The 22,992-nt window shown below is 60.6% G+C and carries 18 protein-coding genes, 1 rRNA gene, 1 pseudogene and 1 other annotated feature; of the genes and pseudogenes, 8 read left to right on the top strand and 12 right to left on the bottom strand.

The features are described 5' to 3' along the window. Window positions 1-83: 83 nt before the first annotated feature. From mog to tal, 4 genes are all read right to left on the bottom strand, one after another. Complete coding sequence (gene mog / locus L1P05_RS02865; protein WP_012847444.1) at window positions 84-671, bottom strand: molybdopterin adenylyltransferase; 588 nt, start codon at window positions 669-671, stop codon at window positions 84-86. Next, window positions 668-1,324 (bottom strand): HAD family hydrolase, encoded by a 657-nt coding sequence (locus L1P05_RS02860; RefSeq protein ID WP_012847443.1) that lies wholly within the window; start codon window positions 1,322-1,324, stop codon window positions 668-670. The genes mog and L1P05_RS02860 overlap by 4 nt, the downstream gene beginning before the upstream one ends. A 170-nt stretch (window positions 1,325-1,494) precedes the next feature. Next, window positions 1,495-2,943, bottom strand: coding sequence for an NADP-dependent succinate-semialdehyde dehydrogenase (gene gabD, locus L1P05_RS02855; protein ID WP_034168352.1), 1,449 nt, complete (start codon window positions 2,941-2,943; stop codon window positions 1,495-1,497). Between the two features lie 132 nt (window positions 2,944-3,075). Beyond that, window positions 3,076-4,029: a transaldolase gene (gene tal / locus L1P05_RS02850; RefSeq protein WP_012847441.1), complete on the bottom strand. Its 954-nt coding sequence runs from the start codon at window positions 4,027-4,029 to the stop codon at window positions 3,076-3,078. 430 nt (window positions 4,030-4,459) lie between these two features. Here tal and L1P05_RS02845 point away from each other — a divergent pair, with 430 nt between their 5' ends. After that, the gene (locus tag L1P05_RS02845) at window positions 4,460-5,893 is read left to right on the top strand and encodes an alanine/glycine:cation symporter family protein (RefSeq protein WP_012847440.1); all 1,434 of its coding nucleotides are present in this window, start codon (window positions 4,460-4,462) and stop codon (window positions 5,891-5,893) included. Between the two features lie 111 nt (window positions 5,894-6,004). Then, complete coding sequence (gene yaaA, locus L1P05_RS02840; RefSeq protein ID WP_012847439.1) at window positions 6,005-6,802, top strand: peroxide stress protein YaaA; 798 nt, start codon at window positions 6,005-6,007, stop codon at window positions 6,800-6,802. A 57-nt stretch (window positions 6,803-6,859) separates the two neighbouring features. Here yaaA and thrC read toward each other — a convergent pair whose 3' ends face one another. The 6 genes and pseudogenes from thrC to yjjY form a co-directional block, all read right to left on the bottom strand. Next, a complete protein-coding gene (thrC, locus tag L1P05_RS02835) occupies window positions 6,860-8,146 on the bottom strand; it encodes a threonine synthase (RefSeq protein WP_012847438.1) in 1,287 nt (428 codons plus the stop codon). Between the two features lie 3 nt (window positions 8,147-8,149). Continuing rightward, window positions 8,150-9,079 carry a homoserine kinase gene (thrB, locus tag L1P05_RS02830; protein ID WP_041692482.1) on the bottom strand — a complete coding sequence of 310 codons (930 nt, stop codon included), beginning with the start codon at window positions 9,077-9,079 and terminating at the stop codon, window positions 8,150-8,152. A gap of 1 nt (window position 9,080) precedes the next feature. Continuing rightward, on the bottom strand, window positions 9,081-11,543 hold the full coding sequence (thrA, locus tag L1P05_RS02825; RefSeq protein ID WP_012847436.1) for a bifunctional aspartate kinase/homoserine dehydrogenase I: 2,463 nt from the start codon (window positions 11,541-11,543) through the stop codon (window positions 9,081-9,083). Window positions 11,544-11,565: 22 nt separating this feature from the next. Beyond that, window positions 11,566-11,682 (bottom strand) — a sequence feature (Thr leader region). Beyond that, window positions 11,624-11,695, bottom strand: coding sequence for a thr operon leader peptide (gene thrL, locus L1P05_RS17555; RefSeq protein WP_071818548.1), 72 nt, complete (start codon window positions 11,693-11,695; stop codon window positions 11,624-11,626). (Overlaps the previous feature by 59 nt.) 216 nt (window positions 11,696-11,911) lie before the next feature. Continuing rightward, window positions 11,912-12,619 (bottom strand): tRNA/rRNA methyltransferase, encoded by a 708-nt coding sequence (locus tag L1P05_RS02820; protein WP_012847434.1) that lies wholly within the window; start codon window positions 12,617-12,619, stop codon window positions 11,912-11,914. Between the two features lie 403 nt (window positions 12,620-13,022). Continuing rightward, window positions 13,023-13,165, bottom strand: a pseudogene (yjjY, locus tag L1P05_RS02815) (YjjY family protein). A 102-nt stretch (window positions 13,166-13,267) separates the two neighbouring features. Here yjjY and arcA point away from each other — a divergent pair. Continuing rightward, a complete protein-coding gene (arcA, locus tag L1P05_RS02810; protein WP_012847432.1) occupies window positions 13,268-13,984 on the top strand; it encodes a two-component system response regulator ArcA in 717 nt (238 codons plus the stop codon). 73 nt (window positions 13,985-14,057) lie between these two features. Here arcA and L1P05_RS02805 read toward each other — a convergent pair whose 3' ends face one another. Next, the gene (locus tag L1P05_RS02805; protein ID WP_012847431.1) at window positions 14,058-15,239 is read right to left on the bottom strand and encodes a tRNA/rRNA methyltransferase; all 1,182 of its coding nucleotides are present in this window, start codon (window positions 15,237-15,239) and stop codon (window positions 14,058-14,060) included. Between the two features lie 206 nt (window positions 15,240-15,445). On the opposite strand from L1P05_RS02805, the gene trxC reads away from it, so the two are divergent. From trxC to L1P05_RS02780, 5 genes are all read left to right on the top strand, one after another. Continuing rightward, window positions 15,446-15,877, top strand: coding sequence for a thioredoxin TrxC (gene trxC, locus L1P05_RS02800; RefSeq protein WP_012847430.1), 432 nt, complete (start codon window positions 15,446-15,448; stop codon window positions 15,875-15,877). A 98-nt stretch (window positions 15,878-15,975) separates the two neighbouring features. After that, the gene (locus tag L1P05_RS02795; RefSeq protein ID WP_015460915.1) at window positions 15,976-16,665 is read left to right on the top strand and encodes a tRNA-uridine aminocarboxypropyltransferase; all 690 of its coding nucleotides are present in this window, start codon (window positions 15,976-15,978) and stop codon (window positions 16,663-16,665) included. Between the two features lie 73 nt (window positions 16,666-16,738). Then, entirely contained in the window at window positions 16,739-19,411 is a 2,673-nt protein-coding gene (locus L1P05_RS02790; protein ID WP_012847428.1) for a bifunctional acetate--CoA ligase family protein/GNAT family N-acetyltransferase, read from the top strand. Window positions 19,412-19,545: 134 nt separating this feature from the next. Next, complete coding sequence (gene pssA, locus L1P05_RS02785; RefSeq protein ID WP_012847427.1) at window positions 19,546-20,901, top strand: CDP-diacylglycerol--serine O-phosphatidyltransferase; 1,356 nt, start codon at window positions 19,546-19,548, stop codon at window positions 20,899-20,901. Between the two features lie 109 nt (window positions 20,902-21,010). Beyond that, entirely contained in the window at window positions 21,011-22,657 is a 1,647-nt protein-coding gene (locus tag L1P05_RS02780) for a mechanosensitive ion channel family protein (RefSeq protein ID WP_012847426.1), read from the top strand. A 136-nt stretch (window positions 22,658-22,793) separates the two neighbouring features. Here L1P05_RS02780 and rrf read toward each other — a convergent pair. After that, window positions 22,794-22,909 (bottom strand): 5S ribosomal RNA (gene rrf, locus L1P05_RS02775). Window positions 22,910-22,992 lie beyond the last annotated feature (83 nt).

Here is a 22,992-nt window from a genome sequence, read left to right as displayed (position 1 = left end):
ATGTTGTGTTGCAAAAATAGAAATATAACGTTAGTCACAGACATACCAGTCATTCTGAATCTTATCTTGCAATGGCGCTAACTTCAGTTGATTGTTTCGCGCTGGGCACTTTTTGGCCTAAATGCTGCTATTACCGCCGAATGGGTTTCCACATAGGGTCCCTCCAGCAGCTGAATACAGTACGGGACGCTGGCAAAAATCCCGTGTACCAGCGGCGCGCCGCTGGCATCCTTCAGCCCCTCCAGCGTTTCACGGATCGACTTCGGCTGCCCCGGCAGATTGATGATCAGCGCCTGTTTGCGGATCACCCCCACCTGACGCGACAGGATCGCCGTCGGCACAAAGCGCAGGCTGATCTGACGCATCTGCTCGCCAAACCCCGGCATCTCACGATCGGCGACCGCCAGCGTGGCATCCGGCGTCACGTCGCGCCGCGCCGGGCCAGTGCCGCCGGTGGTCAGCACCAGATGGCAGCCGCGCTCATCCACCAGCTCACACAGGGTCTGTTCGATCAGCGGCTGTTCGTCCGGGATCAATCGGGTCTCCAGGGTATAAGGGGTGGCCAACGCGCTGGCCAGCCAGGCCTCCAGCGCCGGGATCCCCAAGTCCTGATAGACACCGCTGGATGCCCTGTCAGAGATCGAGACTAAACCGATGCGTAGTGTATTCATGCAATAACCTCAACGACGATGCCTTCCGGCTGTGGATGCAGGATGATACTACGCCAGCCGCCGATCACCACGTCCGCACGCTGTAAAGAGTGACGAGGCCGACGGTAGCTCAGGGCGATGACCGTCATTCCCGCGGCCTGAGCCGCACGGATACCGGCCTCATCGCTTTCGATAACCAGGCAGTCGCGGGGATCCAGTCCATAGTGGCTGGCGGCCAGCAGGTACGGTTCGGGATCGGGACGACCGCAGCTGACCTGCTCTGCGCCGATCACCAATGGCGGCGGGCACATGCCGCTGTGGGCAATCTGCTCTGCGGCGCGCGGCTGCCCGGCCTGCGTCACGACGCCCCAGGGCGTTTCACCCAGCATCGCCAGCCACGCGGCGGCGTCCTGGCGCAGACGGCTGCGCCGCTGACGCACCGCGGCCAGCAGCGCCTGCTCCAGACGCTGACACTCCGCATCATCGCTGTAGCGGGGGGCCAGTTGGCGCAGGGTCTCCTGTACCCGCTGGCTATAAATGCGCGGACGCAGCAGGGCGTGGTCTATCTGGCGCTGATGCGCCCACTGCTCCCACACCTGCTCCGCATGGTCGTCGCTGTCGAGCAGCGCGCCGTCCATATCCAGAAAGATGGCGGCGAAATGTTTTCTCCACATAACCCAATCTCCTCTGTCGGCAATCTACGATGTCGTAACGGATGCTCTGGAAAAACGTTAGCGCCATCGTCGCGAAGAGGCAAAACTTATCGAGCAGAAGGGGAGCAGGAAACGGCACAGAAAACTGCCAGCGAACGCTGGCGCGCCGCCGTGAACGGCGCGCCGCGCGTCTACAGACCGAGGCACAAATATTTAATTTCCAGATAGTCCTCAATGCCGTATTTGGCACCTTCTCGGCCCAGTCCAGAGGATTTTACCCCGCCAAACGGCGCCATCTCATTGGAGATAAGCCCACTGTTGATACCGACGATGCCATACTCCAGCGCCTCGGCGACGCGGAATACCCGCCCCACGTCGCGAGTATAGAAGTAGGAGGCCAGACCGAACTCCGTCGCATTGGCCCGGGCGATAACCTCATCTTCGTCACGGAAACGAAACAGCGGCGCCAGCGGACCAAACGTCTCCTCGCGCGCGACCTGCGCATCGGCGGGCACGTCCAGCAAAACGGTCGGACAAAAGAAGTTCTCGCCGCGGGCGTCAGCCTGACCGCCGCAGGCGATACGGGCGCCGCGCGCCACCGCATCGGCAATATGCGCCTCCACTTTGGCCCGCGCCCGGCTATCGATCAGCGGACCGACCGTCACGCCGTCATCCAGCCCATTGCCCACCTTCAGCGCCTGTACCGCGCTGCACAGCTTCTCGGCAAAGCGCTCATAAATGCCCTCCTGTACATACAGGCGATTAGCGCACACGCAGGTTTGGCCAGCATTACGAAACTTACTGGCCATCGCTCCCGCCACCGCCTGATCCAGATCGGCATCATCAAAAACGATAAACGGCGCATTACCGCCCAGCTCCAGAGAGACTTTCTTGATATCGTGCGCGCACTGCGCCATCAGCTGACGCCCGATCTCCGTCGATCCGGTGAAGCTCAGCTTGCGCACCAGCGGATTCGCGGTCAGCTCATTTCCCACCGCCCCGGCCGAACCGGTCACCACGCTAAAGACCCCCTGCGGAACCCCGGCACGCAGCGCTAGCTCCGCCAGCGCCAGCGCAGAGTAGGGCGTCTGGCTGGCGGGCTTCAGCACCATGGTACAGCCGGCGGCCAGCGCCGGCCCGGCCTTGCGGGTGATCATCGCCGCTGGAAAATTCCACGGCGTAATCGCCGCCGTTACGCCGATGGGCTGCTTGATCACCAGCAGACGCTTATCTCCCTGCGGAGCGGGGATCGTATCGCCGTAGACCCGCTTGGCCTCTTCGGCAAACCACTCAATAAACGACGCCGCATAGGCTATCTCACCGCGCGACTCCGCCAGCGGCTTCCCCTGCTCCAGGGTCATCAGCCGAGCCAGATCCTCTTGATGCGCCAGGATCAGATCAAACCAGCGGCGCAGGATCTGCGCCCGCGCCTTCCCCGTGCGGGCGCGCCAGCCCGGCAGCGCGTGGGCGGCAGCCTCGATCGCCCGTCGGGTCTCCGCCGCCCCCATCTTCGGTACGCTGCCCAGCGTATCCCCGCTTGCCGGGTTAATCACCGTCATGACGTCGCCGCTATCGGCATCGCACCACACCCCGTCAATCAGCGCCTGTTGACGAAACAGGCCCATATCATGGAGCTGCATCATGTTTCACCTCGCTTATCGGCGTCAGCGCATCGCTATCCGCCTTGAGCCTACCGCCGCGATGCGGCAGATAAAAAAAATACCCCGGGCGCACGCGCGGCCGGGGTGTTCGGGATATTCGGCAAAACGCGCTTACAGCAGCGCGCCGATCATGCTTTCCAGCTTACCCTGGTCAACGGCGAACTTGCGGATACCGTCCGCCAGTTTCTCTACCGCCATCGGATCCTGGTTATGCTGCCAGTAGAACTCAGCCTCGCTCATCCGCGCCGGGCGAGCCTTGACTTCGCCCTGGTAAGCCAGCTTACGCTCAACGCTACCGGTGCTTTCAGACAGCGTTTTCAGCAGCGATGGCGAGATGGTCAGGCGATCGCAGCCGGCCAGCTCCAGGATCTCGCCGACGTTGCGGAAGCTCGCGCCCATCACCACGGTTTCATAGCCGTGCTGTTTATAGTAGTTATAGATTTCAGTAACGGAAATCACGCCCGGATCTTCTGCCGGGGCGAACTCGCTCTTGTCACCGTTGGCCTTATGCCAGTCCAGAATACGGCCGACAAACGGTGAAATCAGGAACACGCCGGCTTCGGCGCAGGCACGGGCCTGAGCAAAGGAGAACAGCAGGGTCAGGTTACAGTTGATGCCCTCTTTCTCCAGGCGCTCCGCGGCGCGGATGCCCTGCCAGGTTGAGGCCAGCTTGATCAGGATACGATCGTTGCTGATACCGGCATCGTTATACAGCTTGATCAGGCGCTTCGCCTTCGCCACGCTGGCTTCGGTGTCATAGGAAAGACGGGCGTCCACTTCAGTGGAGATGCGGCCCGGGATCAGCTTGAGGATCTCCAGACCGATATTTACCGCCAGCTTGTCTGAGGCATCCACGATCTGCTGCGCGCGATCGCCGCTCTGGGCACGAGCCCAGGTAATGGCATCGTCGATCAGTTTACGGTATTCCGGAATTTGCGCGGCGTTGAGGATCAGAGAGGGGTTAGTCGTGGCATCCTGAGGCTGATACTGCTTCATCGCGGCGATATCGCCAGTATCAGCGACAACGGTGGTCAGTTGACGCAGGGAGGTCAGTTTATCGGTCATTTTAGCGTTCCCATTTTGGTGTATTAACCAGCTTGATACGCCAATTGTTATCTCCCCCGTCGCTTACGGCCGAATACCTCGCCGCTATCAGGGGTATCACCTTGCGCAAAGGCGAAAGCGCTAACAAATTGTGCATGAGCTTGTGACGTGCCTGCTCTGATGATAACACGCTGTTTGCGTTGCGCAATGGAGGAAACAGCGCGGGAAAATACGCCGTTTTTCCACATTCTGGTCGTAAATTGTCGGGCAACCGTTTACCCAGTGACAATGACTGCAGAGCAAGCGTTAACGCGAATATTCTGCCCTGCCTATTAAAAATCATGCTACATTCTTGCCGCCTTTATCGGCACGGTGTCGCGCCGCGTTGCGCAACGGGCGGCGGTGCGTACCGTATCATCAGGGAGATGACATAATAAAAGAGGAGCACGCATTGACGGATCTCATTAGTTTTATCAACAACATCTTATGGGGCTCGGTACTGATCTATCTGCTGATCGGCGCTGGCCTGTATTTCACGTTCCGCACCGGTTTTATTCAGTTTCGCCATTTTGGCCACATGTTTTCTGTTCTGAAGAACAGCAACAAGGCCGACAGCGGCGGTATCTCCTCCTTTCAGGCGCTGTGTACCAGCCTGGCCGCACGCGTCGGCACGGGTAACCTGACCGGCGTCGCTATCGCGCTGACCGCCGGTGGACCGGGCGCCATCTTCTGGATGTGGATCATCGCCCTGATCGGCATGGCCACCTCCTTTATTGAGAGCACCCTGGCACAGCTGTACAAGACCCGTGACGATCAGGGCAACTTCCGCGGCGGTCCAGCCTACTATATGGAAAAGGGGCTCGGCATGCGCTGGATGGGGATCCTGTTCTCCCTGTTTCTGCTGGTTGCCTTTGGGCTGGTCTTCAACGCGGTGCAGGCCAACTCCATCGCGCAGGCGACGGCCGTTGCTTTCCATATTCCGCCGCTGTACGTCGGCATCGCGCTGATGCTGATGTGCGGCGTCGTCATCTTTGGCGGCCTGCGCTCGATTGCCCGAACCGCCGAACTGGTGGTGCCGGTCATGGCGATTGCCTATCTGCTGCTGGCATTCTGGGTGATGGGACACAATCTGGCCCGAATGCCAGAGGTGCTGCTGCTGGTGATTAAAAGCGCCTTTGGCCTGCAGGAGGCCGCCGCCGGCGCCATCGGCTACGGCATCTCTCAGGCGATGACCCAAGGGATCCAGCGCGGGCTGTTCTCCAACGAGGCCGGCATGGGATCGGCGCCCAACGCCGCCGCCTCCGCCACCCCGTATCCGCCGCACCCCGCCTCACAGGGCTACGTGCAGATGCTGGGGGTCTTTATGGATACGCTGGTTATCTGCAGCGCGACCGCCGCCATTATTCTCTCCTCCGGCGTCCTGGACGCCGCGCCGGGCACCATCAGCGGCATTGAGCTGACCCAGCGGGCGCTCTCCTCCGCCGTCGGCGACTGGGGCGGCATCTTTATCGCCGTCGCTATTTTCTTCTTCGCCTTCACCTCGATCATCGCGAACTATGCCTATGCGGAGAGCAATCTGATCTTTCTGGAGCACAACCATCCGCACGGCCTGGTTTTCCTGCGCCTGTGTACGCTGGGCATGGTGATGTTCGGCGCGCTGGCGGAGCTGCCCCTCGTCTGGAAAATGGCCGATCTCTCCATGGCCCTGATGGCGATAACCAACCTGATCGCCATCCTGCTGCTGTCGGGCGTCGCCTTCAAGCTGGCGCGTGACTATAACCACCAGCGCCGTCTGGGGTTACTGCCGACGCTGGACCTCAGTAAGTATCCCGAGATCCAGCAGCAGGTTGAGCCCGGTATCTGGGAAAAGCCACCGCGGCAGTAAGTGATCGCCAAGGGGGAGCGTCGCCTCCCCCTATCACAGCAATTCTCCCCGCCGCCGGCGCAGTTTGCTACAGTAGACGAGGTCACTCATCTTCTTTTGCAGGACGCCGCTATGCTGACGATTATCTCTCCGGCTAAAACGTTGGATTACACCTCTCCGCTGGCCACCCAGCGCTATACCCAGCCGCAGATGCTGGCGCAGGCCGAAACCCTGATGCAGACGGTGCGCACGCTGACGCCGGCGCAGCTGGGCTCGCTGATGAAAATCAGCGACAAGCTGGCCGGACTGAACGCCGCCCGCTTCACCGAGTGGCAGCCCCGCTTCACGCCGGAGAATGCCCGTCAGGCGATCCTGGCCTTCAAGGGAGACGTCTATACCGGACTCCAGGCGGAGACGTTCAGCGAGCAGGACTTTGACTTTGCCCAACGGCACCTGTGCATGCTGTCAGGCCTGTACGGCGTGCTGCGCCCGCTGGATCTGATGATGCCCTACCGCTTGGAGATGGGAACCCGTCTGCACACCCCGTACGGCAACGATCTGTACGCCTTCTGGGGCGACAGCATCACCCGGCAGCTCAACCAGCAGCTGCAGCAGCAGGGCGATCGGGTCGTCGTTAATCTGGCCTCAGACGAATATTTTAAGGCGGTCAGGCCGGCGGCGCTGGAGGGCGAGCTGATTAAGCCGATCTTTATGGATGAGAAGAATGGCAGCATGAAGGTCATCAGCTTCTACGCCAAGAAGGCGCGCGGGCTGATGAGCCGCTTTATTATCCAGGCGCGCCTGCGCGATCCGGAGCAGCTCAAGGCGTTCGATCTGGAGGGCTATGCCTTTGCCGGTGAAACGCAGGGACGCCAAGGGCGCGAGCTGCTGTTTACCCGTCGCCACTCGGCGATATCCCCCGCGCGCTGACCCATCGCCTTACGCCGCTCCGCCCTTCTCCCCCGCGCAGAGGCGGGGGCATGAGCGTTATGGGCGATCCAGCAGTGCCGCCCGCAGGCGGGAAAAGTCGGCGGGCAGCGTCTGTGACAGCAGCGGCAGTGCAGCCCGCGCCGCCAACGCCTGCGGTAGCGGGATGCTCCGCTGCAGGATCGCTTCAACAGACTCTTGGAACTTGGCCGGATGGGCGGTTCCCAGAAACAGGCCATACTCGCCGGGCTGCAGATCGTCACGCAGCGCTCGATAGGCGATAGCAGCATGGGGTTCGCTGACATACCCGAGCGCCGCCAGCTCACGCATCGCCGCCGCGGTCTGCGCATCGCTCAGCGCCCCGGAGCCCAGCGCGCCCAGCGACCACTCTCTACGCCGGAACAGCTCTTCCACCCGCGGCCAGTTGTTGGGACGGCTGACGTCCATGGCATTGGAGAGGGTCGCGACGGTCTCATGGGGCTGCCAGACGCCGCTGGATAAGAAACGCGGCACGGTATCATTGGCATTGGTCGCGGCGATAAAACGCTTCACCGGCAGCCCCAGCGACTGGGCCAGCAGCCCGGCGGTCAGATCGCCGAAGTTGCCGCTCGGTACCGAGATCACCAGCTGATTGCGCGCCGCCTGCGGCAGCTGGGCTACCGCCTCAAAGTAGTAGCAGATCTGCGCCAGCAGCCGGCTGATATTGATAGAGTTAGCCGAGTTTAGCCCCAGCTCACGGCACAGCGTCGGATCGTCAAACGCCTGTTTGACCAGCGCCTGGCAGGCATCGAAATCGCCCTCGATCGCCAGCGTACGAATATTGCCGCCCAGGGTACAGAACAGCTTCTCCTGCAGCGGACTGACCTTGCCGCGCGGGTAGAGGATCACCACCTGGACGTTTTTCAGACCATAAAACGCATGGGCGACCGCGGCGCCGGTATCGCCGGAGGTGGCGGTCAGAATGGTCACCGGCCGCTCCCCTGCGACCTGCTGCAGCATCTGCGCCATAAAGCGCCCGCCAAAGTCCTTGAATGCCAGCGTCGGCCCATGAAACAGCTCCAGCGCAGCGATATCATCGCTGACCGGCACCACCGGCGCAGGGAAGTCGAAGGCGGCCTGCACCCGATCGCGCAGCGTCTCAAAGGGGAACTCATCCCCCAGATACGCCGCCAGAATATGCGCGCTGCGGGTTACAAAATCCTGCTCCAGCAGGGCATCGATCTGCGCCCGCGCCAGGGCGGGCAGCGCATGGGGAAAGAACAGTCCCTGCTGGCGCCCCAGCCCCTGCACCAGCGCCTGCGCAAAGTTAACCTGCTCGTTGTGATCTTTTAAATTGTACAGTTTCATGGTTTATCCCAGTTGTCGTGCGCCCGCCGTGTCCAAACGGCAAATGTGAACAAAGCCCTGTTCATTCTGCAGATAGTGCTGCGTTAGCCACTGCGCCACCGCCTGCGCCGCCGCCGGATCATCGCAGACGGCAAACAGCGTCGGGCCGGAGCCCGAGATCCCGCAGGCCAACGTGCCCAGCTCACCGGCGGCCCGGCGGGCATCGGCAAAGCCCGGCAGCAGGCCACAGCGGTAGGGTTCGGCGATCACATCCTGCATCAGCGCCGCGGCCAGCGACGGCTGGCGGGTATGGCAGGCATGAATGAACCCCGCCAAATGGCGGCCGTGGCGCACGCAGTCGCCGCGTGAGTAGTGCAGCGGTAGGATGGCGCGCGCCTCGGCGGTAGAGACTTTGATCCCGGGATACGCCATCACCCACAGCCAGTCGTCAAAGCAGGGCACGGGCTGGCTGATGATCCCCTGCGCCTCCAGCATCAGCTGCAGACCGCCCAGATAGCAGGGCGCGACGTTGTCATAGTGGACGCTGCCGGAAATACGCCCCTCCAGCTCTCCCATCAGCGTCAACAGCCGCTGGGCATCCAGCGGATCGCCGGCAAAACGGTTCAGCGCCGCCAGCGCCGCCACCACGGAGCAGGCGCTCGAGCCGAGGCCTGAACCTATCGGCATGTTCTTTTCCAACACCATCTCGACGGCGAGCTCGCGCCCCGTCACCTCACAGAAGCGCTGCCAGCACTGATAGACAATGTTCTCCTGAGCGGCTGCCGGCAGACTGTCGACGAAGCGTCCGCGGCAGTGCAGCGCAAAACGGTCGCTGGCCTCCACGCTGACGCAGTCGCCCAGCAGCGTGCCGTCCAGCGGCGTTACCGCGGCGCCCAGGACGTCAAAACCGACGCTGACGTTGCCGATGGAGGCCGGCGCATATATTTTCACCATGTTAAACTCCCAGCTTCCATGACAAGGTCCGCAGCAGATCGGCAAAGACGCCGGCGGCGGTGACATCGTTACCCGCGCCATAGCCGCGTAGCACCATCGGCAGCGGCTGATAGTAGCGGCTGTAAAACGTCAGGGCGTTTTCGCCATTTTTAACCTTATACAGCGCATCATCGCTGTCCACCTCCGCAATGCGCACCGAGCAACGCCCCTGATCGATCTCGCCGACGTAGCGCAGCACGCAGCCACGCGCTTGCGCAGCGGCGACCCTCGCGCTAAACGCGTCATCCGCCTGCGCCAGATTGGCGAGGAACGTATCGACGTCACCGCGGGCATCGAACGCCGCCGGCAGCACCGGCTCGACGCAGATATCGTCCAGCTCCAGGGCATATCCCGCCTCACGCGCCAGGATCAGCAGCTTGCGCGCCACGTCCATGCCGGAGAGATCATCACGCGGATCCGGTTCGGTATAGCCCAGCTGACGCGCTTCACGGGTTGCCTGTGAGAAGGTCGCCCCCTCCTCCAAGCGGCCAAAGATAAACGACAGCGAACCGGAGAGAATGCCGCAGAACCGCTGCAGCTCATCGCCAGCGCTCAGCAGATTTTGCAGGTTTTCGATCACCGGCAGCCCGGCCCCGACGTTGGTATCGTAGAGAAACTTGCGCTGGCTGCCCGCCGCCTTCTGACGCAGCAGGCGGTAATAATCCAGGGAAGCCGTATTGGCCTTTTTATTCGGCGTCACCACGTGAAAACCGTTACCGAGGAAGTCAGCGTACTGATCGGCCAACGCCTGGCTGGAGGTACAGTCGACGATCACCGGATTCAGCAGGTGATACTCGTTCACCAGACGCATCAGGCGCCCCAGGTTAAACGGCTGCGAGGCCTGCTCCAGCGCCCCACGCCAGTTCGCCATATCGATACCGTGTACATGGGTCAGCAGCGCACGGGAGTTCGCGATGCCGCACACCCGCAGATCGATATGCTTACTTTTCAGCCAGGCCTGCTGACGCTCAATCTGCGCCAACAGCGCGCCCCCCACGCCGCCTACGCCGATAACAAACACCTCGATCACCTGATCGGTGTTGAATAGCATCTGGTGCGTCACACGCACGGCGGTCGTCGCCGCATCATTGTTCACCACGACGGAGATCGAGCGCTCAGAGGAGCCCTGCGCAATCGCGACAATGTTGATGTTCGCCCGCGCCAGAGCCGAGAAAAACTTGGCCGAAATGCCGCGCTGGGTCCGCATACCGTCGCCGACCACCGAGATGATCGCCAGATGCTCGATAACATCCAGCGGCTCCAGCAGGCCATCCTTCAGCTCCAGGAAGAACTCATCCTGCAGCGCCTGGCAGGCCCGCGCCAGCTCCCCCTGCGGCACGCAAAAGCTGATGCTGTATTCAGAGGAGGACTGGGTTATCAACACCACGGAAATACCGCTACGCGACATCACGGCGAAGACCCGCGCCGCCATGCCGACCATCCCTTTCATCCCCGGCCCAGAGACATTGAGCATCGCCATATGGTTCAGATGGGTGATCCCCTTCACCGGCAGCGCGTCATCACCGCGGCGCTGCGCGCCGATCAGGGTACCGGGCGCCTGCGGGTTGGCGGTATTTTTGATCAGGCAGGGAATTTGAAACTGCGCAATCGGTGAAATGGTGCGCGGGTGCAGCACCTTGGCGCCAAAGTAGGAGAGCTCCATCGCCTCTTGGTAGGACATCGACTCCAGTAGACGTGCGTCCGGAACCAGACGCGGATCGCAGGTATACACGCCGTCAACGTCCGTCCAGATCTCGCAGCACGCTGCGCGCAGGCAGGCGGCCAGCACCGCCGCCGAATAGTCTGAGCCGTTGCGTCCCAGTACCACCAGCTCGCCGCGCTCGTTACCGGCGGTGAACCCCGCCATCAGGATCAGACTGTCGGCCGGGATCGCCTGGGCGGCGATACGGCGGGCGGACTCCGCGATATCGACGCTGGACTCCAGATAGCCGCCGCGAGCCAGCAGACTGCTGACCGGATCGATAACGGTAACCTGACGTCCGCGCGCGCGCAGCAGCGCCGCCATGATCGCGATGGAGAGCGCCTCTCCGCGGCAAATCAGCGCCGCATTAACGCTATCTGGACACTGTCCCAGCAGGGCGATGCCGTGCAGCACCTGGCGGATCTGGCCAAACTCCTGAGACACGCGCAGACGCAGCGGTGCGGCGTCGAAGCCCGGCTGCGCCTGGGCTAAGCCATCGATCAGATCGGTAAAAATCTTCTCGGCGTCGCCGAGTATCGGTTGGATATCTTGCCCTGCGATGGTGCGTTCAATCAGCGCCACCAGATGGTTGGTGATGCGGGCCGGGGCGGAAAGCACGGCGGCGACCTGTCCCTGTGCGGCGTTACTCTCCAAAATATCGGCAACGCTGAAGACCCGCTCCGCGTTGGCGACCGACGTGCCACCGAATTTTAATACTCTCATCTGACTCTCTCCGAATTTGGCCGAAAAAAAAGCCCGCACTGTGAGGTGCGGGCTTTTTCGTTTTCACTTTTCTGTATGCGTCAGCCCGCCCCGTTACCTGTGGTTCCGGTGGTGGTAATTGTTGTGGTGATATTCAGGCTGAAGTTACGCATCGTCTGTCCAATTAAATTCCTGTGTCTGCCCTATATTGGTTAAAGCAAAGCCAACGTGGAGTCAACCGTTTTCTATTTTGTGACACCAATCTCAGCCAACTTTATACAGCATGAATATCTGGATAATAGAAATTTAAAGAATAAAACAATGGGGAACTGGCAGAGCATCGCGATATAACAATAACAAATGGCCATAACTTCCCATTATTACCCTTTTTACATTTTCTTACCTGACGCGGACGTTTCCAGCGCGGATTCGATGTCATGCAGCAGACGATGCAGCATCGCGGTATCGCGCTGGGCCAACAGACCGATGCGCTGATCCAGCCAGTCGCTCAGCTTGGTATCCCCGTCGACGCCCAGCGTCGTCAGCAAACGATCGGTACGGGCACGCAGCGCGGCCAGCTGCTCCCCCTGCGCCGCAGGAGCCTGGGCCGCCTGTACCTGCATCAGCGAGGAGAGCTGATAGCAAAACACCATCACCGCCTGCCCCAGATTGAGCGACGGATAATCCGCCGCCATCGGCACTCCGGTCAGCAAGTCCACCAGCGCCAGCTCATCGTTGGTCAGGCCGGAGTCCTCGCGGCCAAACACCAGCGCGCAGCTGGCCATCCAGCGCTGCTTTTCCTGCAATACCGCGCAGAGCTCCTGCGGCGTGCAGTAGTAGTGAAAGCGAGCGCGGCTGCGGGCCGTCGACGCGACGCTAAAGTCAACATCCGCCAACGCCTGCGCCAAGGTATCAAAGTGACGGGCACCGTCCAGAATGTCACCGGCGCCGTGCGCAACCCAGCGCGCTGCCGGTTCGCCGTCCGCCTTACTGTCCACGATGCGCAGCGAGGTAAACCCCATGGTTTTCATCGCGCGCGCCGCAGCCCCCACGTTTTCAGCTCTGGCCGGAGCGACCAGGACGATATGAATTTGCATGCTTAGAGCCCATTTTGTTACTTAGGCGCACACTCTACCCCGCGAGACATCATTTTTCCACGCCGCCTTTGGTTACACATTTTTAACAAAAAATAACGTTTCAGTTTGTTAAATAACGTTCTTCTTAAAAATTTCCAGCAATTGATGGCCAAACGTAAATTTCGCAGAAAACGCCGCAGCATTATCATTATATTCATACAGTTAATCTACAATAAAAATTAAAAATGGCCGCGAATATGCTATCGTCGCCGTGCGGGCGGCAAGGGGAGAAGATCTCCGGAAGATAGTCATTAAGCACGCAAACTTGTAAGTGTTTTTCACAAATCTGTTAACGTGCTACAATTGGACTTGATATATGTCAACAAAGGATAGTTTTGTTAGGTGGCATTTGACGCATGCGCTGTTATATTGCTGTTAATAGGGTTAGGATGTGCGCCGCTTTTGGCACCACCGGGGCTGTAGGGAGTGACACCCCCTGACCAACCTAGCGATGTTGTTGACGTTGATGGAAAGTGCATCAAGAACGAGTTTACGTACCGTAGTCACTAGAGCCCCGCGGTTAATCCGCCCATAATTTGGTGTTCTGGGTTCCCGGACTGCTGTACACCCCCTATTTTTCTATTTGTTGGCAATTTTAGGTAGCAAAACATGCAGACCCCGCACATTCTGATCGTCGAGGACGAACTCGTCACTCGTAATACGTTAAAAAGTATTTTCGAAGCGGAAGGTTATATCGTTCATGAAGCCAATGATGGTGCCGAGATGCATCAGATTCTGTCTGAGTTCGACATCAATCTGGTCATCATGGACATCAACCTGCCTGGGAAAAACGGCCTGTTACTGGCGCGCGAACTGCGTGAACAGGCAAATGTCGCGCTGATGTTCCTGACCGGTCGCGATAACGAAGTGGACAAAATCCTCGGTCTGGAAATCGGCGCCGACGACTACATCACCAAACCGTTTAACCCCCGTGAACTGACCATCCGTGCCCGTAACCTGCTCTCCCGCACCATGAACCTGGGCAGCGGAACCGAGGAGCGTAAAAGCGTTGAGCACTATCGCTTTAACGGTTGGGAGCTGGACATCAACAGCCGCTCGCTGGTCAGCCCCGACGGCGAGCAGTACAAGCTGCCGCGCAGCGAGTTCCGCGCCATGCTGCACTTCTGCGAGAACCCGGGCAAGATTCAGTCACGCGCCGAGCTGCTGAAGAAGATGACCGGCCGTGAGCTGAAGCCGCACGATCGTACGGTCGATGTCACGATCCGCCGCATTCGCAAGCACTTTGAATCCACGCCGGACACGCCGGAGATCATCGCCACTATCCACGGCGAAGGCTACCGCTTCTGCGGCGATCTGGAGGAGTAAGCGCCGCGGCGAATTATCGCTACCCAATAAAAAAGGCCGGAATATCCGGCCTTTTTTACGCGGGTCACGTCAATTAACGCGCATTCTGTCGCCACCATTCGGCCAACATAATCCCCGTAGCAACCGACACATTCAGGCTTTCAACGCTGCCGGTACCACCGATAGAGACGCTCAGATCGCCCTGCTGCAGCGTACCGTCAGACAGGCCATCGCCTTCATGCCCGACCACCAGCACGATTTTCGCCGGCAGCGTCGCACGGTGCAGCTGCGTCGTCCCCTTGTGGCTGGAGGTCGTCACAATGGTATAGCCGGCGCGACGGAAGGTATCCAGCGCCGCGGAAAAATCTTCCGCATCGATCGCCTGTACGTGCTCCGCGCCGCCTTCGGCGGTACGAACGGCGGCGCCAGACTCCAGCGCGGCGCTCTCCGGGGCGATGATCCCGCGGATGCCAAAGTGCGCACAGGTGCGCATAATGCCGCCCAGGTTATGGGGGTTGGCCACATTCTCCAACGCCAGCACGCAGTCCACCGCATCCTCTGCCTGATTGGCCAGATACTGCTGCGCATCAAGAGAGCGACGCTTTTTAATCAGGAAACATACGCCGCCGTGATGATCGGTTCCCGACGCCTTGGTCAGCTCGGCATCGTCCACCACATGGTAAGCCTTACGGTTAGCCGCCATCCAGCGCAGGGCCTCCCGGAAGCGCGGCGTTACGGCCTGCAGGAACCAGGCGCGAACGATGGCCTCCGGACGGCTCGCAAATAGCGCCTGGCAGGCATTCTCACCGTATACTCGCGTCTCTTCGGCGCGCTGACGACGCAGTTGTTCCGGATCGATAAAGCTTTTACCGCTGATACCACCGTGATCGCTTTCACCGCCTACGCCACCGTTATCGCCCAGAGAAACCGTGCGCCACGGTGAACGCTCACCGACGCCCTGCTCACTGCGCGCCGGACGGGCTGCGCGATCGCCGCGGTCACTGCGATCGCTACGGCTGCGGTCGCCGCGGTCATTACGATCGCTGCGGCTGCGGTCACCGCGGTCATTACGATCGCTGCGGCTGCGGTCGCCACGGTCATTACGATCGCTGCGGCTGCGGTCGCCGCGGTCATTACGATCGCTGCGGCTGCGGTCGCCGCGCGCACCCGGACGACCCTTCGCGGGCGCACGCGACTGACGCTCATCGGCAGCGTCCGAGTCGCGGACATACATCACTTTTACTTTACCGTTTTTACCATTCAAAGAGTCGCTCATTACTTTCTCCACCTACGCGCAAGGCGCGAAGATTACCTGATGTGAGTACGCGTTGCCATATGCCAAGCATAAAAGCTGCTATCTATTATAGTCATTGGGTAAATCTGATTGTGGTCCCCATCATACAGCACAATAATGTTTAACCTAGCTGAAACGCCAGAGGATGTCCCGACTGTAGTTTCGCCGTTTTATGTCTGAGGATAATCATGAACACTGTCTGTCCCGCCTGTCATACCACCAACCGTATTCCCGACGATCGCCGCAGCGAGCAGGCAACGTGTGGCCGCTGCAGCCATGCCCTGTTTGACGGCGCCATCGTCAACGCCAGCGAAGAGACGCTGGATAAACTGCTACAGGATGACCTGCCGGTACTGATCGACTTCTGGGCGCCGTGGTGCGGTCCCTGTCAAGGATTCGCCCCCGTCTTCGCCGCCGTCGCCGCGGCACGGGCTGGCGAAGTACGCTGCATCAAGGTGAATACCGAGGATCAGCCGGCGCTGAGCAGCCGCTTCCGCATTCGCAGCATTCCGACCATCATGCTATACCGCAACGGCCAACGCGTAGATATGCTCAACGGCGCGATGCCCCAGGCACCGTTTGAAGCCTGGCTGGATGAGCAGTTGGCCAAGCAGGCCTGATCCCAATATCAACGGCCCATGCGCGCGGGGCCGTTTGACGCTGTACCCGGTGACGAGGCTTGTTTAAAATAGCGGTTTTGCTCACCCCTGAGAACACCATGTCCGCCAATGCCGTACTGCGCCTGCGCGCCGCGCGCCTGAGCCAGTCTACCCGTCCCTTTCACGCCCGCGGCTGCCGCGTACAGCGCTGCCAACGCTGCCTGCTGCCGCAGATCCACTGCCTGTGCGATACGCTGGCCAGCTACCCGGCCCATAGCCGCTTTTGCCTGATGATGTATGATACCGAGCCGCTGAAGCCCAGCAATACCGGGCGCCTGATCGCCGATGTGCTGCCGGATACCCTGGCCTACGGCTGGTCTCGAACGCAGCCGGATCCGCAGCTTCTGCAGCTGCTCGACGATCCCGCCTACCAGCCGTACGTGGTCTTTCCTGGGAGCTACGCGGAGCCTGAGCGCGTCGTCACCGAGGTGCGATGCGATGACCGTCGCCCACTGTTTATCATGCTCGACGGCACCTGGCCGGAGGCGCGCAAAATGTTCCGCAAAAGCCCCTACCTGGACAGATTCCCGGTCTTCTCCATCAATATGGCACAGGCGCCCGGCTATCTGCTGCGGGAGGCCCATCGCCCAGAGCAGTACTGCACCGCCGAAGTCGCCGCTGCGCTGCTGGCGCTGGCGGACGATCGGCAGGCATCGCAGGGACTGCTTCAGCACTTTCACCATTTCCGTCAGCAATATTTGCTAGGCAAATCGCACCCTCAGGTGCCCGTCGCTGCAGCCGTGGAATAAAGCCTCTAGAATCATGCCATCTCGCGCGTTTCGCCGCGATCAGCCGCAGGGCAAACCCGCACAGGAGGGTGGCATGAGCCAACGCAGTCTCGAATCCCTGTTACGCCCCAAATCCATCGCCGTCATCGGCGCCTCCAATCAGCCGAGCCGCAGCGGCCATCTGGTTATGTTAAATCTGCTAAACGGAGGATTCCCCGGCCCGATCATGCCGGTGACGCCGCGCTATCAGGCCGTCTGCGGCGTGCTGGCCTATCCGACGATCGCCGACTTACCCTGTGTCCCGGATTTGGCTATCCTGTGTACCAACGCCCAGCGAACCCCGGCCCTGATCGCCGAACTGGGCGCGAAAGGCTGTCGGGCCGCCATTGTCATCGCCGCGCCGGCCTCACAGGCCGACGCGCTGCGCAGCCTCGCCTTACGCCACGGCGTACGCCTGCTGGGGCCCAACAGTCTAGGCCTGCTAGCCCCCTGGCAAAAGCTTAACGCCAGCTTTTCCCCGGTACCGATCCTGCCGGGGCGCCTGGCCTTTATCTCTCAGTCAGCGGCGGTCTCCAACACCATTCTCGACTGGGCACGCCAGCGTGAGATCGGCTTCTCTCTATTTGTGGCGCTAGGGGATAGCCTGGACACCGACGTCGACGATCTGCTGGATTATCTGGCGCGGGATGCTAAAACCAGCGCGATCCTGCTCTATCTCGAACACCTGCACGATGCGCGGCGCTTCCTGTCGGCCGCGCGCAGCGCGGCGCGCAACAAGCCGATCCTGGTGATTAAAAGCGGGCGTAGCCCACAGGCGCGACGCGTGTTAGGCGAGGCAGCGGGACTCGATATCGCCTACGATGCCGCCATTCAGCGCGCCGGGCTGCTGCGGGTTCAAAATACTCACGAACTGTTTTCCGCGGTAGAAACCCTCAGCCATATGCATCCCCTGCGCGGAGAGCGGCTGCTGATCGTCGGCAACGGCGCCGCGCCGCTCGCCATGGCGCTGGATGAGCTGCAGCGCCGCGGCGGCCATCCCGCCCCGTGCGATGATGCGCTGCACAGCGCGCTGTGCACGGCGCTGCCCGCAGAGACCTACCTACAGGGACCTATCGATCTGCGCGATGATGCCACTCCGGCCCGCTACCAGGCTACGCTGCAGCACCTGCTCGACAGCCGCTGCTACGATGCGTTGCTGATCCAGCACGCGCCCAGCGCGACAGCGCCGGCAACGGAAACCGCCCGCGCCCTGATCGAAACGCTGAGCGCACACCCGCGAGCCCGCCATGTGACGCTGATGACCAACTGGAGCGGAGAGAACACCTCCCAAGAGGCCCGCCGCCTCTTCAGCGAAGCGGGAATTCCGACCTATCGCACCCCCGAAGGGGCGGTCACCGCCTTTATGCACATGGTTGAATACCGACGCAACCAGCGGCAGCTGATGGAGACCCCGGCCCTGCCGGCCAGTCTACCGGCCAACGCCGCGCTGGCCCATCGTCTGCTGGCACAGGCGCAGGCCGACGGCGTCACCCGCCTCGATACCCATGAGGTTCGCGATATTCTGGCCTGCTATGGCCTGGATACCCTGCCGAGCTGGATAGCCAACGACAGTACCGAAGCGGTGCATATCGCCGAGCGCATCGGTTATCCCGTCGCCCTGAAGCTGCGCTCCCCCGATATCGCCCATAACTCGGATGTTCAGGGCGTCATGCTCTATCTGCGCAACGCGCGTGAGGTCGAACAGGCCGCCAATGCGATCTTTGACCGGGCCCGTCAGGCCTACCCCCAGGCGCGGATCTTAGGGCTGCTGGTACAGAGCACGGCCAACCGTATCGGGGCACAGGAGCTGCGTATCTGCGTGGAGAACGACGCCGTCTTCGGCCCGCTGATTTTGCTGGGTGAGGGCGGCGCCGAATGGGATGCCCAGCGGGATGCCGCGGCGGCGCTTCCCCCGCTGAATATGAATCTGGCCCGTTACCTGATAGTCCAGGCGCAAAAACGCGGCCATATCCGCCGGCGTGCGCCGCTGGCCGATCTGGATATCGCCGGGCTCAGTCAGGTGCTGGTGCAGGTATCCCACCTGATCGTCGACTGTCCGACGATCCAGCGTCTGGAGATCCATCCGCTGCTGGCCTGCGGGAGCACCTTCACCCTACTGGATGTCTCACTGCAGCTGCTCGATCGGCACGCGGCGCCAACCCGGCTGGCCATCTGTCCCTATCCGCACCAGCTTAAGGAGTCCATCCGGCTAAAAAACGGCGGCGACGCGCTGCTGCGCCCGATCCTCCCGGAGGATGAGCCCCTGCTTCAGCAGTTTATCCAGCGCGTGAGTAAAGAGGATCTCTACTATCGTTACTTCAGTGAGATCAATGAGTTTACCCATGAAGATCTCGCCAAGATGACCCAGATAGACTACGAGCGAGAGATGGCATTCGTCGCGGTACAGTCCACCCCGCAGGGCGAGGAGATCCTCGGCGTCACCCGCGCGCTGATCGACCCCGATAATACCGACGCAGAGTTCGCCGTGCTGGTGCGCAGCGATCGTCACGGCCTGGGCTTAGGCTCGATCCTGCTGGATAAACTGATCCGCTATGCGCGTCAGCGCCAGCTACGGCGTCTGCTGGGCATCACCATGCCCACCAACCGCGGCATGATCGCGCTGGCGCGTAAAATCGGCTTTCAGGTGGAAATTCTGCTGGAGGACGGGATAGTCAATCTTTCACTATCGCTGTCGGACAGCACGCTGCCAGACAGCGAAAAATGCTGAGACAATTTCGACAAATCGTGGCAAAACATACGCAACGGGATAAAACTAGTGTTATTATCGTCCGATTCCGTTGGTTAAACTGAGCGTGTGCAACCGCCCGCGCTGCACTACGACAAGAGAAGAAGCGCACTGTGATGTTGTCCAAATTTAAGCGAGCCAAACATCAACAACACCTTGCTCAACTGCCCAAACTCCCGCAACAGGTCGGTGAGGTAGAGACGCTGTTTTCGCCGGCGGCATTCCGTCAGGCGCTGCTGGAGGCCATCGGCCAGGCAACACAGCGGATCTACCTGGTAGCGCTGTACCTGGAAAATGACGATGGCGGCCGGGACGTGTTAAATGCGCTCTATCAGGCTAAACGGCAGCGTCCGCAGCTGGAAATTTTCGTTCTGGTCGATTGGCACCGGGCACAGCGCGGTCGCATCGGCGCAGAGGCCAGCAACACCAATGCCGACTGGTACTGCCGGATGGCCAGCGAATACCCAGATGTTATCGTGCCGATCTATGGCGTGCCGGTCAACACGCGCGAGGCGCTGGGAGTACTGCATCTAAAAGGTTTTATCATCGACGATCGGGTGATCTACAGCGGTGCCAGCCTGAACGATGTCTACCTGCACCGTCATGACAAGTACCGCTACGATCGCTACCACTTTATCCAGAATCCGCGCCTGGCCGGGGTTATGTGCCAATTTGTTCAGTCCACCTTGCTGAGCAACCCCGCGGTGCAGCGTCTGGACCGCTGCGATCGGCCCAAAAACCCGGAAATTCGTAATGAAACCCGCCAGTTCCGCCATGCGCTGCGCGATAGCGGCTATCAGGTGCCGGCAGAGGCGGGGAACGAAGAGCTGGCGGTGACGCCGCTGGCCGGTCTGGGTAAGCAAAATATCCTGAATAAGACTATTCACCACCTTATCTGCAGCACCGAGAGGACGCTCACGCTGTGTACTCCCTATTTCAACCTGCCAGCTCCGCTGGTACGCGATATCATCTTCCTGCTGCGCCAGGGAAAACAGGTTGAAATCATCGTCGGGGACAAGAAGGCCAATGACTTCTTTATTCCGGAAGAGGAGCCATTCAAGATCATCGGCGCACTGCCCTATCTGTATGAGATCAACCTGCGTCGCTTTATCAGTCGGCTCCAGCCCTACCTCGATAACGGGCAATTGACCGTGCGCCTGTGGCGCGACGATGACAATACCTATCATCTGAAAGGTATGTGGGTAGACGATCGCTGGCAGCTGATCACCGGCAACAATCTCAATCCGCGCGCCTGGCGCCTGGATTTGGAGAATGCGATTTTAATCCACGATCCGCGCGGCGAAATCCAGCATCAGCGTCAGCACGAGCTGGAGTGTATCCGCCGTCATACCCAGGTCGTGCGGAGCTATGAGGATCTGGAAACTCTTCAGCAATATCCGCTGAAAGTGCGCAAGCTGATCCGCCGCCTGCGGCGCATTCGGGTCGATCGCCTGATCAGCCGCATTCTGTAACGCCCCCGCGCATGGCCTCCGCTCCGGAGGCCTTTTTATCTCTCGCCACACGCTTTGCACAGGCTACGCTTATACTCAATAGCATCTGAACCTCACCGAGATAGATGCGATGGTTCGTCTTCTGCGCGTTATCCTACCGCTGTTGTCGCTACTGTGGAGCGCCGCCCTGAGCGCCGCCGAGCCGCGTCTGGCGCCGGACGAAGCTGAGCAGGCACGCACCGTCACCATCCTGCAGCAGCCGATCGTGATGCTGCAGGCCCACTTCGGTCTAGCGACGCCGGAGGAGCGGGTCAAACAGGCGGCGCAGGATCTGCAAAATATCGCGCCGGGCGATCTTCAGTCGCCGGTACAGATCACGCCGACTCAACGCTATGGTCAGCCGGTGCGCCTGTTCTCTATCAATGGAAAACCGCTGCTGCTGCTGGCCCAGCAGGATCTGGACGTTGGCGACGACCTGTCGTTGGATCAGGCGGCAGAGCGTATACAGCAGCGACTGGAAAACCTGCGCGGGGCATTGATAGAGCAGCATTCGACGCACTATCTGGCGCTCGCGGCGCTGCGATTCGCCGGCGGCACCGCGCTGCTATTCGCCCTGCTGTGGCTAGCGCGGCGAGTGCAAAAACGGATCCGTAGCCATTTCGATATCCTCATCATGCAGCATCGCGGCTGGGTCCCCTATCGCCTACGCAGCTACGTTGGCGGCCTTGAGCGCCGCATATCGGCGGTACTCCTGCTGCTGGGGTGCGCTATCGCTGGCTATATTTGGCTGGTATGGGCCTTAAAGCTGTTTCCCGCCACGCGCTACTGGGGCTACTCGCTGCATCGCTATAGCCTAGCCGCGGCGACGCAGCTGCTGCAGGATCTGATCGCCGCGCTGCCGGATCTGCTGAGTCTCGCCGCGATCGCCGCGGTCGCGCTGCTGATCCAGCGCCTCCTGCGCCTGCTGTTCCGCCAGGTGGAGAGTGGCCGCCTAAAGCTACCGGGACTCTACCCGGATACTATCAAGGCTACCCGCCGCCTACTCAGCGTCATCATCTGGATGTTCGCCCTGTCGATGGCCTATCCGTTCTTCCCCGGCGCCGATACCCTGGCGTTTAAGGGCGTCAGCGTCTTTTTTGGACTGATGATCACGCTGGGCTCGGCGGGTCTGGTCAGCCATGCCATGAGCGGCCTGGTCCTGATCTATTCACGCGCCCTGCACCAGGGGGACTATGTGCGCATAGGGGAGTATGACGGCTTTGTTGATGATATTGGGATACTGGCTACCAAGCTGAAAACCCGCGAAGGCTTTGACGTCACGATCCCCAACGCCGTCGTCGCCAGCGGTAAGATTGTCAATCTCAGTACCCACGCCGCTCACGGTGGGATCATTATCAGCACCGGAGTCACCATCGGCTATGATGTTCCCTGGCGTCAGGTTCACGCCATGCTACTGCTGGCGCTGCAGCAAACCGAGGGGATACAGCACGACCTCGAACCCACGATCCGTCAGAACGAATTGCAGGACTGGTATGTCAGCTATGAGCTACGGGCAGAGATTGTCGCGGGAGCCGCGCCGGCGCAGGTAAAAAGCGCGCTGCACGGCCACATTTTGGACGTATTTAACCGCTTTGGCGTCCAAATTATGTCGCCGCATTTTGTCATGCAGCCGAAGGAGGCGATATGGGTCAGCCAGGAGAAATGGTTTAGTCCTCCGGCACAGCCTCCCGCCCCTTCTGCAGCTGAAGAAAACCGCGGCGATAAGGCGGGCCCTTAGGGCGCGCGGCCTTCTCGCGACGTGCAGATGCGCCGCCGGCGCCGCGGTTTTCCTCGAGAGTCATCCGCTTCCCGGCAACACGCCGATAAACAAAAAGACCCCATGCTTTCGCATGAGGTCTTTTCGTTTGTTTGATGCCTGGCAGTTCCCTACTCTCGCATGGGGAGACCCCACACTACCATCGGCGCTACGGCGTTTCACTTCTGAGTTCGGCATGGGGTCAGGTGGGACCACCGCGCTATCGCCGCCAGGCAAATTCTGTTTTACCAACCGCCATCACTGGCCATCGGTATCAATCTTGAACAAGCTTCATTCGTCTCTCTAAAACACCTTCG

The organism is Edwardsiella piscicida (genome assembly GCF_021733145.1).
Taxonomy (GTDB): Bacteria; Pseudomonadota; Gammaproteobacteria; order Enterobacterales; family Enterobacteriaceae; genus Edwardsiella; species Edwardsiella piscicida.
Note: the sequence above shows the minus strand (reverse complement) of the source record. Positions and strands in the feature narration are given on the sequence as shown.

Excerpts from the sequence above, each read along its gene's own strand:
- mog (WP_012847444.1), bottom strand. The coding sequence starts at position 671 with ATGAATACACTACGCATCGGTTTAGTCTCGATCTCTGACAGGGCATCC.
- L1P05_RS02860 (WP_012847443.1), bottom strand. The coding sequence starts at position 1,324 with ATGTGGAGAAAACATTTCGCCGCCATCTTTCTGGATATGGACGGCGCG.
- gabD (WP_034168352.1), bottom strand. The coding sequence starts at position 2,943 with ATGCAGCTCCATGATATGGGCCTGTTTCGTCAACAGGCGCTGATTGAC.
- tal (WP_012847441.1), bottom strand. The coding sequence starts at position 4,029 with ATGACCGATAAACTGACCTCCCTGCGTCAACTGACCACCGTTGTCGCT.
- yaaA (WP_012847439.1), top strand. The coding sequence starts at position 6,005 with ATGCTGACGATTATCTCTCCGGCTAAAACGTTGGATTACACCTCTCCG.
- thrC (WP_012847438.1), bottom strand. The coding sequence starts at position 8,146 with ATGAAACTGTACAATTTAAAAGATCACAACGAGCAGGTTAACTTTGCG.
- thrB (WP_041692482.1), bottom strand. The coding sequence starts at position 9,079 with ATGGTGAAAATATATGCGCCGGCCTCCATCGGCAACGTCAGCGTCGGT.
- thrA (WP_012847436.1), bottom strand. The coding sequence starts at position 11,543 with ATGAGAGTATTAAAATTCGGTGGCACGTCGGTCGCCAACGCGGAGCGG.
- L1P05_RS02820 (WP_012847434.1), bottom strand. The coding sequence starts at position 12,619 with ATGCAAATTCATATCGTCCTGGTCGCTCCGGCCAGAGCTGAAAACGTG.
- arcA (WP_012847432.1), top strand. The coding sequence starts at position 13,268 with ATGCAGACCCCGCACATTCTGATCGTCGAGGACGAACTCGTCACTCGT.
- L1P05_RS02805 (WP_012847431.1), bottom strand. The coding sequence starts at position 15,239 with ATGAGCGACTCTTTGAATGGTAAAAACGGTAAAGTAAAAGTGATGTAT.
- trxC (WP_012847430.1), top strand. The coding sequence starts at position 15,446 with ATGAACACTGTCTGTCCCGCCTGTCATACCACCAACCGTATTCCCGAC.
- L1P05_RS02795 (WP_015460915.1), top strand. The coding sequence starts at position 15,976 with ATGTCCGCCAATGCCGTACTGCGCCTGCGCGCCGCGCGCCTGAGCCAG.
- L1P05_RS02790 (WP_012847428.1), top strand. The coding sequence starts at position 16,739 with ATGAGCCAACGCAGTCTCGAATCCCTGTTACGCCCCAAATCCATCGCC.
- pssA (WP_012847427.1), top strand. The coding sequence starts at position 19,546 with ATGTTGTCCAAATTTAAGCGAGCCAAACATCAACAACACCTTGCTCAA.
- L1P05_RS02780 (WP_012847426.1), top strand. The coding sequence starts at position 21,011 with ATGGTTCGTCTTCTGCGCGTTATCCTACCGCTGTTGTCGCTACTGTGG.